Annotated in this window: 8 protein-coding genes, 2 tRNA genes and 2 rRNA genes; 1 reads left to right on the forward strand and 11 read right to left on the reverse strand. The window is 55.9% G+C overall.

Going from position 1 to position 16,064, the window contains the following annotated elements:
• Positions 1-77 precede the first annotated feature (77 nt).
• The 6 genes from LG300_RS13650 to ilvC all read right to left on the reverse strand — a co-directional run bounded on the left by LG300_RS13650 (position 78) and on the right by ilvC (position 7,575).
• A 23S ribosomal RNA gene (locus tag LG300_RS13650) occupies positions 78-2,969 on the reverse strand.
• Between the two features lie 215 nt (positions 2,970-3,184).
• Positions 3,185-3,260 (reverse strand) — tRNA-Ala (locus LG300_RS13655).
• Between the two features lie 103 nt (positions 3,261-3,363).
• A tRNA-Ile gene (locus LG300_RS13660) sits at positions 3,364-3,440 on the reverse strand.
• An 86-nt stretch (positions 3,441-3,526) separates the two neighbouring features.
• A 16S ribosomal RNA gene (locus tag LG300_RS13665) occupies positions 3,527-5,059 on the reverse strand.
• Together the 16S and 23S rRNA genes with 2 tRNA genes alongside form the textbook arrangement of a ribosomal RNA operon.
• Positions 5,060-5,516: 457 nt before the next feature.
• On the reverse strand, positions 5,517-6,410 hold the full coding sequence (pssA, locus tag LG300_RS13670; RefSeq protein WP_404375866.1) for a CDP-diacylglycerol--serine O-phosphatidyltransferase: 894 nt from the start codon (positions 6,408-6,410) through the stop codon (positions 5,517-5,519).
• A gap of 148 nt (positions 6,411-6,558) precedes the next feature.
• Positions 6,559-7,575: a ketol-acid reductoisomerase gene (gene ilvC / locus LG300_RS13675; protein WP_404375867.1), complete on the reverse strand. Its 1,017-nt coding sequence runs from the start codon at positions 7,573-7,575 to the stop codon at positions 6,559-6,561.
• Positions 7,576-7,770: 195 nt separating this feature from the next.
• Here ilvC and ilvY point away from each other — a divergent pair, with 195 nt between their 5' ends.
• A complete protein-coding gene (ilvY, locus tag LG300_RS13680; RefSeq protein ID WP_404375868.1) occupies positions 7,771-8,658 on the forward strand; it encodes an HTH-type transcriptional activator IlvY in 888 nt (295 codons plus the stop codon).
• A gap of 105 nt (positions 8,659-8,763) precedes the next feature.
• Here the strand turns inward: ilvY and ilvN are convergent, their stop codons facing one another.
• From ilvN to rluD, 5 genes are all read right to left on the reverse strand, one after another.
• The gene (gene ilvN / locus LG300_RS13685; protein ID WP_078090039.1) at positions 8,764-9,255 is read right to left on the reverse strand and encodes an acetolactate synthase small subunit; all 492 of its coding nucleotides are present in this window, start codon (positions 9,253-9,255) and stop codon (positions 8,764-8,766) included.
• On the reverse strand, positions 9,255-10,979 hold the full coding sequence (locus tag LG300_RS13690; RefSeq protein ID WP_404375869.1) for an acetolactate synthase 3 large subunit: 1,725 nt from the start codon (positions 10,977-10,979) through the stop codon (positions 9,255-9,257). Before LG300_RS13690 ends, ilvN begins: the two co-directional genes overlap by 1 nt.
• A 499-nt stretch (positions 10,980-11,478) precedes the next feature.
• The gene (gene clpB, locus LG300_RS13695; protein WP_404375870.1) at positions 11,479-14,058 is read right to left on the reverse strand and encodes an ATP-dependent chaperone ClpB; all 2,580 of its coding nucleotides are present in this window, start codon (positions 14,056-14,058) and stop codon (positions 11,479-11,481) included.
• A gap of 127 nt (positions 14,059-14,185) precedes the next feature.
• A complete protein-coding gene (gene pgeF / locus LG300_RS13700) occupies positions 14,186-14,941 on the reverse strand; it encodes a peptidoglycan editing factor PgeF (RefSeq protein ID WP_404375871.1) in 756 nt (251 codons plus the stop codon).
• Complete coding sequence (gene rluD / locus LG300_RS13705) at positions 14,938-15,897, reverse strand: 23S rRNA pseudouridine(1911/1915/1917) synthase RluD (protein WP_404375872.1); 960 nt, start codon at positions 15,895-15,897, stop codon at positions 14,938-14,940. Before rluD ends, pgeF begins: the two co-directional genes overlap by 4 nt.
• Between the last annotated feature and the right edge of the window lie 167 nt (positions 15,898-16,064).

Here is a 16,064-nt window from a genome sequence, read left to right on the forward strand (position 1 = left end):
TTGCGCGTGCGTATCCGGTGTTCTGAGTGGCTGTCCACTCGATCGTTATCACTGCGCCCAGACCCCTTGGGTGTTATAGGGTCAAGCCTCACGGGCCATTAGTACACGTTAGCTCAACGCCTTGCAGCGCTTCCACACCGTGCCTATCGACCAGCTGGTCTCGCTGGGCCCTTTAGGAGGCTCACGGCCTCGGGGATGTCTCATCTTGAAGGGGGCTTCCCGCTTAGATGCCTTCAGCGGTTATCCCGTCCGACCATAGCTACCCGGCAATGCCACTGGCGTGACAACCGGAACACCAGAGGGTCGTCCACTCCGGTCCTCTCGTACTAGGAGCAGCTCTTCTCAAACATCCAACGCCCACGGCAGATAGGGACCGAACTGTCTCACGACGTTCTAAACCCAGCTCGCGTACCACTTTAAATGGCGAACAGCCATACCCTTGGGACCGACTTCAGCCCCAGGATGTGATGAGCCGACATCGAGGTGCCAAACACCGCCGTCGATGTGAACTCTTGGGCGGTATCAGCCTGTTATCCCCGGAGTACCTTTTATCCGTTGAGCGATGGCCCTTCCATACAGAACCACCGGATCACTAGAACCTGCTTTCGCACCTGCTCGACGTGTCTGTCTCGCAGTCAAGCACCCTTATGCTCTTGCACTCATTGCACGATGTCCGACCGTGCTGAGGGTACCTTCGTGCTCCTCCGTTACGCTTTGGGAGGAGACCGCCCCAGTCAAACTACCCACCACACACTGTCCTCGATCCGGATCACGGACCTGAGTGAGAACGCCAATGATGCCAGGCTGGTATTTCAAGGTTGGCTCCACCCGAACTGGCGTCCGGGTTTCCAAGCCTCCCAGCTATCCTACACAGGCAACATCAGCGTCCAGTGTGAAGCTATAGTAAAGGTTCACGGGGTCTTTCCGTCTAGCCGCGGGTACACCGCATCTTCACGGCGATTTCAATTTCACTGAGTCTCGGGTGGAGACAGCGTGGCCATCATTACGCCATTCGTGCAGGTCGGAACTTACCCGACAAGGAATTTCGCTACCTTAGGACCGTTATAGTTACGGCCGCCGTTTACCGGGGCTTCGATCAAGAGCTTCGGCCGAGGCCTAACACCATCACTTAACCTTCCGGCACCGGGCAGGCGTCACACCCTATACGTCCGCTTGCGCGTTAGCAGAGTGCTGTGTTTTTACTAAACAGTTGCAGCCACCTGGTATCTTCGACCGGTTCGGGCTGAGGAAGCAAGTTCCCTTACCCTACGCCGGCGTGCCTTCTCCCGAAGTTACGGCACCATTTTGCCTAGTTCCTTCACCCGAGTTCTCTCAAGCGCCTTGGGATTCTCACCCTGACCACCTGTGTCGGTTTGGGGTACGGTCGCACATGATCTGAAGCTTAGAGGCTTTTCCTGGAAGCGTGGCATCAATGACTTCGACACCGGGGTGTCTTCGTCTCGTCTCTCGGCCTTGGCGTCCCGGATTTACCTAAGACACCAGCCTACTGACTTTCACCAGGACAACCAACGCCTGGCTCACCTAGCCTTCTCCGTCCCCCCATCGCAATCATGTCCGGTACGGGAATATTGACCCGTTTCCCATCGACTACGCCTTTCGGCCTCGCCTTAGGGGCCGACTCACTCTGCTCCGATTAGCGTCGAACAGAAACCCTTGGTCTTCCGGCGAGGGAGTTTTTCACTCCCTTTATCGTTACTCATGTCAGCATTCGCACTCGTGATACCTCCAGCATGCTTCTCAACACACCTTCATTGGCTTACACGACGCTCCTCTACCGCTCATCCAGAGGATGAACCCGTAGCTTCGGTACCTGGTTTAGCCCCGTTACATCTTCCGCGCAGGCCGACTCGACTAGTGAGCTATTACGCTTTCTTTAAAGGATGGCTGCTTCTAAGCCAACCTCCTAGCTGTCTGAGCCTTCCCACATCGTTTCCCACTTAACCAGGATTTGGGGACCTTAGCTGACGGTCTGGGTTGTTTCCCTTTTCACGACGGACGTTAGCACCCGCCGTGTGTCTCCCACGCTGGCACTCACCGGTATTCGGAGTTTGCCTCGGGTTGGTAAGTCGGGATGACCCCCTAGCCGAAACAGTGCTCTACCCCCGGTGGTGATACGTGAGGCGCTACCTAAATAGCTTTCGAGGAGAACCAGCTATCTCCGAGCTTGATTAGCCTTTCACTCCGATCCACAAGTCATCCAAATCTTTTTCAACAGATCCTGGTTCGGGCCTCCAGTTGATGTTACTCAACCTTCACCCTGCTCATGGATAGATCGCTCGGTTTCGGGTCTATATCCAGCGACTGTGTCGCCCAGTTAAGACTCGGTTTCCCTACGGCTCCCCTATACGGTTAACCTCGCCACTGAATATAAGTCGCTGACCCATTATACAAAAGGTACGCAGTCACGGAACAAAGTCCGCTCCTACTGCTTGTACGCACACGGTTTCAGGATCTATTTCACTCCCCTCTCCGGGGTTCTTTTCGCCTTTCCCTCACGGTACTGGTTCACTATCGGTCAGCCAGGAGTATTTAGCCTTGGAGGATGGTCCCCCCGTCTTCAGTCAAGGTTTCTCGTGCCCCGACCTACTCGATTTCACGTGATCAGATTTTCGGCTACGGGGCTATCACCCGCTATGGCCGTGCTTCCCAGCACGTTCGCCTAATCCGTCACACGCTTAAGGGCTGGTCCCCGTTCGCTCGCCGCTACTAGGGGAATCTCGGTTGATTTCTTTTCCTCAGGGTACTTAGATGTTTCAGTTCCCCTGGTTCGCCTCCTACGCCTATATATTCAGCGTAGGATACTCAGCTGGTGCTGAGTGGGTTTCCCCATTCAGAGATGTCCGGGTCACAGGTTGTTTGCCACCTCACCGAACCTTATCGCAGGCTACCACGTCTTTCATCGCCTCTGGCTGCCTAGGCATCCACCGTGTGCGCTTCATTGCTTGACCCTATAACCCGAAGGGGTCTGGTATCGCGCAATGATAACGATTGCCGGATACGCTTGAGACGTATCACTTAACAATTTACGTATGAACGTTTTTAAAAAACGTTCATGTCAGCATGATATACATTGTTAAAGAGCGACTGTTCAGTGAACAGTGATAAAGCGACGCTGGTACGTTCGACTTATCAGTGGTCACGAAACAACAAACAGTTTATGGAATGGTGGAGCCAAGCGGGATCGAACCGCTGACCTCCTGCGTGCAAGGCAGGCGCTCTCCCAGCTGAGCTATGGCCCCATCTGACCACACTGACCTCTCGGTAATTTCACTCAGCACAACACCTTTTATGGTGCGCATAACGAGTCATGCGAATCATAAAGATGGCAGCGATGAGTCAATTTGGTGGGTCTGGGCAGACTTGAACTGCCGACCTCACCCTTATCAGGGGTGCGCTCTAACCAACTGAGCTACAGACCCAAGAGGGGATCGTGCGTAAACCGTTTGCTCTACTATCTGATCAGGTAATTCATTGTGAGCGCTTACCGCGAGGATGAGTCATCGATTAAGGAGGTGATCCAGCCGCAGGTTCCCCTACGGCTACCTTGTTACGACTTCACCCCAGTCATGAACCACACCGTGGTGATCGCCCTCTTGCGTTAGGCTAACCACTTCTGGTGCAGTCCACTCCCATGGTGTGACGGGCGGTGTGTACAAGGCCCGGGAACGTATTCACCGTAGCATTCTGATCTACGATTACTAGCGATTCCGACTTCACGGAGTCGAGTTGCAGACTCCGATCCGGACTGAGATCGGCTTTTCGGGATTGGCTGACTCTCGCGAGCTCGCAACCCTTTGTACCGACCATTGTAGCACGTGTGTAGCCCTACTCGTAAGGGCCATGATGACTTGACGTCGTCCCCACCTTCCTCCGGTTTGTCACCGGCAGTCTCCTTAGAGTTCCCGCCATTACGCGCTGGCAAATAAGGACAAGGGTTGCGCTCGTTACGGGACTTAACCCAACATTTCACAACACGAGCTGACGACAGCCATGCAGCACCTGTCTCTGCGTTCCCGAAGGCACTAAGGTATCTCTACCGAATTCGCAGGATGTCAAGAGTAGGTAAGGTTCTTCGCGTTGCATCGAATTAAACCACATGCTCCACCGCTTGTGCGGGCCCCCGTCAATTCATTTGAGTTTTAACCTTGCGGCCGTACTCCCCAGGCGGTCGACTTATCGCGTTAACTTCGCCACAAAGTGCGCTAGGCACCCAACGGCTGGTCGACATCGTTTACGGCGTGGACTACCAGGGTATCTAATCCTGTTTGCTACCCACGCTTTCGCACCTCAGTGTCAGTGTCAGTCCAGAAGGCCGCCTTCGCCACTGGTATTCCTCCCGATCTCTACGCATTTCACCGCTACACCGGGAATTCTACCTTCCTCTCCTGCACTCTAGCTTGACAGTTCCGGATGCCGTTCCCAGGTTGAGCCCGGGGCTTTCACAACCGGCTTATCAAGCCACCTACGCGCGCTTTACGCCCAGTAATTCCGATTAACGCTCGCACCCTCCGTATTACCGCGGCTGCTGGCACGGAGTTAGCCGGTGCTTCTTCTGCGAGTGATGTCTTTCCTAGCGGGTATTAACCGCTAGGCGTTCTTCCTCGCTGAAAGTGCTTTACAACCCGAGGGCCTTCTTCACACACGCGGCATGGCTGGATCAGGCTTGCGCCCATTGTCCAATATTCCCCACTGCTGCCTCCCGTAGGAGTTCGGGCCGTGTCTCAGTCCCGATGTGGCTGATCATCCTCTCAGACCAGCTACGGATCGTCGCCTTGGTGAGCCGTTACCTCACCAACTAGCTAATCCGACATAGGCTCATCCGATAGCGGGAGCCGGAGCCCCCTTTCTCCCGTAGGACGTATGCGGTATTAGCCTGGGTTTCCCCAGGTTATCCCCCACTATCGGGCAGATTCCTATGCATTACTCACCCGTCCGCCGCTCGTCAGCATCCAGCAAGCTGGATCTGTTACCGCTCGACTTGCATGTGTTAGGCCTGCCGCCAGCGTTCAATCTGAGCCATGATCAAACTCTTCAGTTTAAGATCTATGCGGTTCTTGCCTGTCACCGTAGCAACAGAAGCGAACCAAACTTGGCTCAAGGGTCAAACGAATTCATTCATTAGGCCGAAGCCTGTTTGACGAGTCGCTTGCCTTGATGTTTTGGTGATTTATCACCCTCATCGGCAAGCGCCCACATGAATTACCTGATCAAATTTTTAAAGAGCTGTGTCGCTGCGCGGGCTCGATGACCTGAACCGTGTCGCCTCAGCGAGGAAGGCGTATTCTACGCATTCCGTGGTGTTTGTCAACCGCTGTTTTTAGCGAGGGAAGTAAGCGATCCAAACTACCTACAATACGGCGCTAACTTCCTGACAAACCAGAGGTTTTTCACCTCGTTCACCGCTGGTAACGCTAGGCGTCCCCGGCAGCGGATGCGTACTTTACGGATTCGCGGCCGGGTTGGCAAGAGCTAATGTGAAAAAGTTTTCAAAAAGTTCAGCTCTTGGGTTTTGCCTTACGCATAATGGCCAGTACAGGGCCTGAACAGACGTAGGCAGCAAATAGCAGCAGCAGCATGACGGAAGGCTCTACCGAAATCATCACGAACCCTAGCACGACCGCTAATAGAACAACGAAAGGCACCGGCTTTTTAAAATCCAGATCCTTAAAGCTGTAGTAGCGGATGTTACTCACCATCAGGACACCTGCCGCACCAACAACTACCAGCATCAGCAGTTTGAAGCCAAATGCATCGGCATCGAAACTATGGAAAGTCCACACGCTAGCGGCTACTAACGCCGCTGCAGAAGGACTCGGTAACCCAATAAACCACTTCTTATCGACGCTACCGATCTGCACATTAAAACGCGCTAGGCGCAGCGCGGCACAGGCCACATAGAGAAAGGCAACGACCCACCCTGTTTTACCGATATCCTGCAAAATCCAGGTAAAGGCGACTAATGCTGGGGCCATGCCAAATGAGATCATATCGGCAAGGCTGTCGTATTCGGCACCAAATTCGCTCTGGGTATTGGTCATACGGGCAACGCGGCCATCTAAGCCGTCCAGCACCATGGCAATGAAAATGGCCACCGCAGCGGAAGTGAACTCACCGTTAATTCCCGCTACAACGGCAAAAAAGCCTGAGAAGAGCGCGGAAGTAGTGAATAGGTTGGGCAAGAGGTAGATGCCTTTACGGCGAATTTTCTTACCATCCTCAACGGCCTCTTCTACCACTTCGGTGTCGCGCAAAAACGCTGCCGCCAGATCTTCATTACTGGCAGCATCATCGCTTGTCGACGATTGCTGAGGTGATTCACCGTTGGCAGCAGCATCTGAATCTGACGGCTGAGGCTTTTCGTGCTCTTGATCGCGAGCATCCTGGGTCATAAGTGTCATCCATTTGAAGTAAAGTCACATGAAAAGTGATCACTTCTCATTCTACACGGTGACGCTCAGGCAGCCAGCAATTACCCCAGGCAACAAAAAACGCCCCGAGGCACTGAACTCTCGGGGCGTTAGCGAACCGGTCGGTCGATTAGTTTTTAGACTTATCAACCAGCTGGTTGGCGGCAATCCACGGCATCATGCCGCGCAGTTTGGCACCCACCTGCTCAATTTCGTGCTCGGCATTCAGGCGACGACGAGCGGTCATGGACGGATAGTTGGTGTTGCCTTCCTGGATGAACATCTTGGCGTATTCACCGGTCTGGATACGCTTGAGCGCATTGCGCATTGCCGCACGGGACTGATCGTTGATGACCTCAGGGCCAGTCACGTACTCGCCATACTCTGCGTTGTTAGAGATGGAGTAGTTCATATTGGCAATGCCGCCTTCGTACATCAGGTCGACGATCAGCTTGAGCTCATGCAGACACTCGAAGTAAGCCATTTCTGGCGCGTAGCCTGCTTCGGTCAGGGTTTCAAAACCGGCTTTCACCAGCTCAACCGCGCCACCGCACAGGACTGCCTGCTCACCGAACAGATCGGTTTCGGTTTCGTCTTTGAAGGTTGTTTCGATAATGCCGCTGCGGCCACCGCCTACGCCGGCAGCGTAGGAGAGCGCCAGCTCTTTAGCATTGCCAGACGCATCCTGGTGGATAGCGATCAGGTCGGGGATACCGCCACCTTTCACAAACTCAGAACGAACGGTGTGGCCCGGCGCTTTCGGTGCGATCATGATCACGTCGAGGTCTTTGCGCGGCTCGATCTGGTTGTAGTGGATGTTGAAGCCGTGGGCGAACGCCAGCGTCGCGCCCTCTTTCAGGTTCGGCTCAACTTCCTGCTCGTAGATGGCTTTTTGGTTTTCATCCGGCGCCAGGATCATGACCACGTCAGCGGTTTTGCACGCTTCCGGTACGCTGGCGACTTTCAGGCCGGCAGCTTCTGCTTTCGCTGCAGAAGAGGAGCCTTCGCGCAGAGCGACAGTAACGTCAACGCCGGACTCTTTCAGGTTGTTGGCGTGGGCGTGACCCTGGGAGCCGTAGCCAACGATGGTGACTTTTTTGGCTTGAATGAGGGACAGGTCGCAATCTTTATCGTAATAAACGTGCATGGCGAGACTCCAGAAGTCGATATGATCAAATGTTTATAGCGTATGTGTCAGCGTTGATGGCCACCCGTGCCGTCTTATGCAGCACTGGGATATCGGCGTTGGGGTTACTCTACGACAGCACACCCGTTGCGTAAAACGCTATGTTTGCAACATACTATTTCATATTATGAAATAACGCCCAGCATACAGGTCTTTATGGATTTTCGCCTACTCAAGCACGTGGTTACCCTCGCTGAGACACTACACTTTGGCCGCGCCAGCGAGCTTTGCCATATCAGCCCTTCGACGCTGAGCCGCTCTATTCAACAGGTGGAAAGCGAGCTTGGAACCCGCCTATTTGAACGCGATAACCGCCATGTCACGCTGACGCCGCACGGCATCGCTTTTCAGCACTATGCCAAAGAGACGCTAGAGCAGTGGGAAACCCAAAAACGCACCCTGGCTGCAACCACAGCACAGCTAAGCGGTGAAATCAGCATTTACTGCTCGGTCACGGCCAGCTATAGCTTTCTGTATGAATTACTGAGTGATGTACGCACCCGCCACCCAGGCATCGAGCTAAAACTGCATACCGGCGACCCCGCCGATGCGATGTCGCGGGTCTTGGAAGGCGCAGACGATATGGCGATTACTCCTCGCCCTCGTATTCCACCCAGCGCGCTGGCGTTTAAGTCGCTGACCCGCTCGCCGCTGCTGTTTATTGCCCCCACTGAGCCACACGCATGGCTGCCCCCTCAGCCGGAAAGCTCCACTGCCGGGCAGTGGCAGCATGTGCCGATGATTCTGTCGGAAGCGGGCCTCTCCAGGGAGTACGCCAACACCTGGTTCAAAGCCATGGGCATTGCGCCACGCATTTATGCCCAGGTAGCCGGACACGAAGCGATTGTGAGTATGGTCGGGCTTGGCTTCGGTGTGGGTGTTGTCCCCAAGATCGTGCTGGACAACAGCCCGCTGGCGGAACGGGTACAGGTACTTAACGTCAAGCCGGAGCTGCCCCACTATGATGTCGGCCTCTGCGTGCTGAACCGGCGGTTAAAAAACCCGATGATTGATGCGTTTTGGGCGGCGGTTAATCCGCGCTAACTCTCACTTGATGTCAGAGCATTAAGTACGAAAAAGCCGCCCGACGAAGGGCGGCTTTTGGTCTTCACAGCAGCGACTTTGAACCTCGCCGCTATCAGGTGCGGCTTATAGCGAAAGCACTTTATCACCACGGGCGATACCGGACACCCCGGTACGCGCCACTTCGAGAATGCCCACCGGCGCCATGGCCTGTAGGAAGGCATCCAGCTTTGAAGCGTCGCCGGTAATCTGCACCGTGTAGAGGCTGGGCGTCACGTCGACGATCTGCGCGCGGAAGATATCTACCGTGCGCTTCACCTCATCGCGGGCAGCACCTAGCGCTTTTACCTTCACCAGCATCAGCTCGCGCTCGATGTGGTTGCCTTCGGTGAGATCCACCAGCTTTACCACATCAATCAGCTTATTGAGGTGCTTGGTGATCTGCTCAATCACCCGGTCGTCGCCGATGGTGGTTACCGTTAAGCGGGACAGCGACGGATCTTCCGTCGGTGCAACGTTTAGCGTTTCGATGTTGAAGTTACGCTGGGAGAACAGCCCGACCACACGTGACAGCGCACCCGGTTCGTTTTCCATCAGAATCGAGATGATATGACGCATCAGGTACGCTCCGTTTTAGACAGCAGCATGTCACGCATGGCGCCCAGCGGCACCTGCATCGGGTAGACGTGCTCATGGGGGTCCACCTTCACGTCCAGGAATACCAACTCATGCTTGTTGGCAAAGGCACGCTCAAGCGCCGGTTCCAACTCATCTAGCGTATTCACGGTGATGGCGGTAAACCCATACGCCTCAATCAGCATATGGAAATCGGGCAGCGACTCCATATACGAGTGTGCGTGGCGGGATTTATAGTTCAAATCCTGCCACTGGCGCACCATACCTAGCGATGCGTTGTTCAGGTTGACGATTTTGACGCCCACGCCGTACTGCTTACAGGTGGAGAGCTCCTGCATCATCATCTGGAAGCTGCCTTCGCCGGTGACGCACACCACATCGTCGTCCGGGAAATTTTGCTTGATACCCATGGCCGCCGGGAAGCCAAAGCCCATGGTGCCCAGCCCGCCGGAGGTAATCAGACGGTTCGGCTTATCGAACTTATAGTACTGCGCCGCAAACATCTGGTGCTGACCAACGTCGGTGGTGACGTACGCTTCGCCACGGGTCACGCGGCACAGCGCTTCGATCACTTCCTGGGGCTTGAGCACTTCGCCTGGCTTGGAGGGCTCATACAGCTTCCCTTCACGATCGGCACGCCAGCCGTCGATCTTCTGCCACCAATCGGCCAGTGCCTCGGGATGGGCAACCTGCTGCCCCTGCACCAGGCTGATCATCTCATTAATAACGCTGGATGCCGGCCCAACAATCGGTACATCCGCCCGAACCGTCTTGGAGATTGAGCTAGGATCGACGTCTACATGGATAATCTTGGCCGTCGGGCAGAACTTCGAGGTGTTGTTCGTCACCCGGTCATCAAAGCGCGCGCCAATCGCAATAATCAGGTCGGCGTGGTGCATGGCCATGTTAGATTCGTAAGAGCCGTGCATACCGAGCCAGCCTAAACACTGGCGGTCGCTTTGCGGGTAGGCGCCAATGCCCATCAGCGTGGTGGTAATCGGGAAGCCAAGCTGCTTCACCAAATCGGTTAAGCCTTCGCTGGCCTTGCCGGTCACCACGCCGCCACCGGTATAAAACACTGGGCGCTTGGCTTTCAGCATCATTTCCACGGCTTTTTTAATCTGTCCGGTGTGGCCACGGGTCACCGGGTTATACGAACGCAGTTTGACCTTTTTCGGGTAAACGTATTCGTAGCGCTCGGTGGGCGCAGTCATATCCTTGGGAATATCGACCACTACCGGGCCGGGGCGGCCGGTTGATGCCAGATAGAAGGCTTTTTTCAGCACTTCAGGAATTTCAGACGGATGACGAACCGAGAAGCTGTGCTTCACGATGGGGCGGGTAACGCCGACGATATCGGTTTCCTGGAAGGCATCATCGCCTATCAGGTGGCTCATTACCTGACCACATAGCACCACCATAGGAATTGAATCCATATAGGCAGTGGCGATCCCGGTCACCGCGTTGGTGGCGCCGGGGCCGGAGGTGACCAGCACCACGCCTGGCTTGCCGGAGGCACGGGCATAGCCATCGGCAGCGTGGGTGGCTGCCTGCTCGTGACGCACCAGAATGTGCTTCACTTTGTCCTGGCGGAACAGTGCATCGTAAATATGCAGCGCTGCGCCGCCGGGATAACCATAAATGTGCTCTACGCCCTCATCTTGCAAGAAGCGGGCGATCATATCTGCGCCGGAAAGCAGTTCCACAGTGTTTCTCCCCTGGAGGTCTCGAGTGCGATCCGCAGGACATCCTGCGGGGTCGAGTGCGACGGTATGCCGCTGCCGGCCCATGCCGGCACCTGATGCCAAACCCTGGCAATATGGCCCGGTTAGGGCCTGCACTCTCATCGGGAGCCACCATTGATGACAATACACAATGGGAACTCCCTTACACGGCGGTTTACCGTGTCGGGGCGTTGGCCAGGTCGGGCGGTTAGCCCAAGCCCGGAAGTCCTTCGGCGGGTAGAGGCATTTGCCTACCCTTCGCGCGGGGATTAGGGGTTGCCCGTTAGTTCCGCGCCCGCAAATCAGGAACCCACAAGATTCCATTAGCGCCCTTAGCCTGTCAACCTCCGATCCTGACAAACGCAACAAAGGTCGCAAGAAGGCCAAAAAAATGCCCCGCCAGCGGTGCTGACGGGGCATTTTCCCTATTTGATTGCGCGATGATGTCAGTGGTACCAGTGCGTGAATGGCGCCAGCGCGATTAACTAAACACTAGCTTCCCTTCATCAGCGCTCACATGAATGGTATCGCCGGGGGCGTACTTGCCCGCCAACAGATCCTGGGCCAGCGGATTCTCAATACGGCTTTGAATCGCCCGCTTCAATGGCCGCGCACCAAACACAGGGTCAAAACCCACCACCGCTAGCTGCGCCATGGCATCGTCGCTGACCTCCAAGCTTAGATCGTGCTCGGCCAGACGTGCTTTCAAGCGCTCCAACTGAATACCGGCAATGGCCTGGATTTGCTCTTGGCCGAGTGCGTGGAACACCACCACCTCATCAATGCGGTTGATCAATTCAGGACGGAAGTGGTTACCCACCACCTCCATCACCGCATTTTTCATCAGCTCGTAATCGTTATCATCCCCGCCCATGCGCTGGATAATGTCCGAACCCATGTTGGAGGTCATCACGATCACGGTGTTGCGGAAGTCGACGGTGCGGCCCTGGCCATCGGTCAAGCGGCCATCTTCCAGCACCTGCAGCAGAATGTTGAATACATCCGGGTGTGCTTTCTCCACCTCATCCAGCAGCAGCACCGAGTAGGGCTTGCGGCGCACCGCTTCGGTTAAATAGCCGCCCTCTTCATAGCCCACATAACCAGGAGGCGCGCCAATCAAACGGGCCACGGAGTGCTTCTCCATAAACTCCGACATGTCGATACGCACCATCGCCTCTTCTGTATCGAACAGGAAGTTGGCCAGCGACTTGCACAGCTCGGTTTTACCCACCCCGGTCGGGCCGAGGAACAGGAACGAGCCGTTGGGGCGATTGGGGTCGGCAAGGCCAGCCCGAGAGCGACGCACCGCGTTTGCCACGGCCTCTACCGCCTCGTTCTGGCCGATGACACGCTGATGCAGCGCCTCTTCCATCCGCAGCAGTTTATCCCGCTCGCCTTCCAACATTTTGGACACCGGGATGCCCGTCCAGCGGGAGACCACCTCAGCAATCTCCTCCTCCGTGACGTTAGAGCGCAGCAGTTGGTGGCTAGCGGTATCTGCTTCACCCTCGCCCGCCTCGCTGATTTTCTTCTCCAGCGCGGGAATTTTGCCGTACTGAATTTCTGACATACGGCCTAAGTCGCCCTGGCGGCGCGCTTGCTCAAGATCAATACGCGCCTGCTCAAGCTCCGCCTTAAACTGCGCCGCGCCCTGGATGCTGGCTTTTTCCGCTTTCCAGATCTCATCCAAGTCAGCGTACTCACGCTCTAAATCGTGGATCTGGTTATTCAGCGCCTCCAGGCGTTTTTTGCTCGCTTCGTCGGTCTCTTTTTTCAGCGCCTCCCGCTCCATCTTGAGCTGGATGAGGCGGCGATCAAGGCGATCCATCTCTTCGGGCTTGGAGTCTAGCTCCATACGAATCCGCGATGCTGCCTCATCGATCAGGTCGATGGCTTTGTCCGGCAGTTGGCGGTCGGTAATGTAACGCGTAGAAAGCTTAGCGGCGGCAATAATCGCCGAGTCGGTAATATCAACGCCGTGGTGCACCTCGTAGCGCTCTTTCAAACCACGCAGAATGGCGATGGTATCGGCCTCGGTGGGTTCATCCACCAGCACTTTCTGGAAGCGGCGCTCTAACGCGGCGTCCTTTTCAATGTACTTGCGGTACTCATCCAACGTGGTGGCGCCCACACAGTGCAGCTCGCCACGCGCCAGCGCTGGTTTGAGCATATTGCCCGCATCCATGGCGCCCTCGGCTTTGCCTGCGCCCACCATGGTGTGCAGCTCGTCGATAAACAGGATGACCCGACCCTCTTCTTGAGCGAGCTCTTTCAGTACCGCTTTCAGGCGCTCTTCAAACTCACCGCGGAACTTAGCCCCTGCCAGAAGCGAGCCCATGTCCAGCGAGAGCACACGCTTGTCCTTCAACCCTTCGGGCACCTCGCCATTGACGATACGCTGGGCCAAGCCCTCAACAATCGCGGTTTTACCCACGCCAGGCTCACCAATCAGTACCGGGTTGTTTTTGGTACGCCGTTGCAATACTTGGATGGTGCGGCGGATTTCATCGTCACGGCCAATCACCGGGTCGAGCTTGCCATCCAGCGCGCGCTGGGTCAGGTCGAGGGTGTACTTGTTGAGCGCTTCGCGCTGCTCTTCCGCGTTGGGGTCATCTATCTTGGCACCACCGCGCAGGCTGTTAATCGCCGCCTCTAAGCTTTTACGGCTCAGCCCCGCCTCTTTCATCAGCTTGGTAATGGCACTGTTCATTTCCAGCGCAGCCAGCAACACAAGCTCAGAAGCAATAAACTGGTCGCCGCGCTTTTGCGCCTCGCGGTCGGTGAGATTAACCAGCTTAACGAAGTCGCGGGAGGGTTGAACATCGCCATCGAACTGGCTGACTTTGGGCAGGTCGTCCATTTGACGCTGCAAGCCGTCACGCAGGCGCGAGCTGCTGCCTTCGGCTTTTTCAATCAGCGCTTTAATGCCGGTATCTTTGGTGTCGATCAGCGCCAGCAGCAGGTGCACTGGTTCAAGCTGGTTGTGGCCGTGGCCTACCGCGAGGGACTGCGCTTCCGCAATGGCAGCCTGTAATTTGGCAGTGAATTTATCGAATCGCATGGAGTGCCTCCTGGGGTAGCCGTGCGTTTGGACCCACGGCGCTTCCCGATAACTTGTCGTTGAACGTGCTAAAGACGATTAGCTTGACAAGTTAGATGGCGTCATATCCACGTATTTCAAGTGGCTCTTAGTTGATCCAGATCACGCTCGCCATACGGCCGGTGTGGCCATTGTCGCGGCGGTAGGAGTAAAAGCGCGATTCGCAGGCGGTACAGAAGTGCCCGCCGCTAATATGATGGATCCCTAACTCCTCTAAGCGAAAGCGCGCCAACCGATATAAATCAGCCATGTAGTGACCAAGTCGATAGGGGCTGTGATCAAAGGCATCGGCGGTTTCGGGGTGTACCGCTACAAAGGCACCGTAAACTTCCGGGCCCACTTCAAACTGGGCGTTGGAAATAGCCGGGCCTAGCCACACCAAAATATCGTTGGGGTCACAGTTCATCGCGGCCACCGCAGCCTCTAGCACCCCGCCTGCCAACCCCCGCCAGCCAGCATGGGCCACCGCTACCTGCGTGCCTTGGCGGTTGCAGAACAGTACCGGCAAACAGTCTGCCGTGAGTACCACGCAAGCGTACTCGCTGCTATTAGCCACGGCGGCGTCTGCTTCAGGGGGAGTGCTTTGGTACTCTTGCTGCACCCGGGCACCATGGGTTTGGTTAAGCCACAGCAGCGGGCGCTCGTCACCAATCTCTTTCTGCATTAACCGCCGACATAGCGCCACATGGGCAGGGTTATCGCCAACATGGGCCGCTGGGTTGAAGGCGGCAAAGTCGTTCTGGCTCGGCCCGGTTTCACGAGTAGTCACAAAGGCCCTTACGTTAGCGGGCGCAGGCCAGTCTGGCAGCAGCAGTGTCGGGCGCAGGTCAATGGCGTCACTCATCGCATGGTCTCGCTATCTTCGCGCAGGTAGTCCAACAACATTAGTAGATCATCGGGCAGATCGGCTTGAAAAGTGAGGGTTTCGCCACTGACGGGATGTACAAAGCTCAGCTTGCGGGCATGGAGCGCCTGACGGGGAAACTCGCGCAAAATTTCCTTTAATGGCCCCGAGGCACCGGGCGGCAGCTTGGCACGCCCGCTATAGAGCGGGTCACCAATCAGCGGGTAACGGGCGTGGGCCATGTGTACGCGGATTTGGTGAGTACGGCCGGTTTCTAACTGGCAGCGAACGTGGGTGTGAGCACGGAAACGCTCTACCACGCGAAAATGGGTCACCGCAGGCTTGCCGGAGGCCGTCACTGCCTGACGCTTGCGGTCTTTCGGGTGTCTGCCAATCGGTGCATCAATAGTGCTACCAGCCACAGGCTTGCCAATCACCACCGCATCGTATTGGCGGGAAACGGTGCGCGCCTGAAGCTGCTCTACCAACGTCGTTTGAGCGGGCAGGGTTTTGGCGACCATCATCAGCCCGGTGGTGTCTTTATCCAAACGGTGGACGATCCCCGCACGCGGCACCTCCGCCAGTGCTGGATGATGATGCAACAGCGCGTTAAGCAACGTGCCATCTGGATTGCCCGCCGCCGGATGAACAACCATACCCGCCGCCTTATTAATGACGATGACGGCCTCATCTTCATAGACGATATCCAGCGCAATGTCCTGTGGCTCGAAGCGCGTATCCTCTTCAATGGTCGCGTTGAGCGCCAGCACTTCATCACCATGCAGCTTAGCTTTGGGTTTTACTTTGGCACCATCGACGGTGAGTTCACCGGCGTTGATCCACGCTTTCAAACGCTCGCGGGAGTAATCGCTGAACAACTCCGCTGCCGCTTGGTCCAAGCGTGCACCAGCTAATGAGGCGGGCACCCGCTGCGTGGCTTCAACAATACGAGACATGAATAACCTCTCTAAGACGCTAACCGCCCAGCTGTGTCACATAATACGCTTAACGTGTCGCTAAGCCTGCGTTTTGCGTCTAGGTGTTTTATAGTGGGCTAACTGCGACCTATTCTACCATTTCTACTTATGGCCATCGTCGCTTTTCGGTGATTGAGGCTTGTTTG

The organism is Vreelandella aquamarina (genome assembly GCF_044805175.1).
GTDB lineage: Bacteria > Pseudomonadota > Gammaproteobacteria > Pseudomonadales > Halomonadaceae > Vreelandella > Vreelandella aquamarina_B.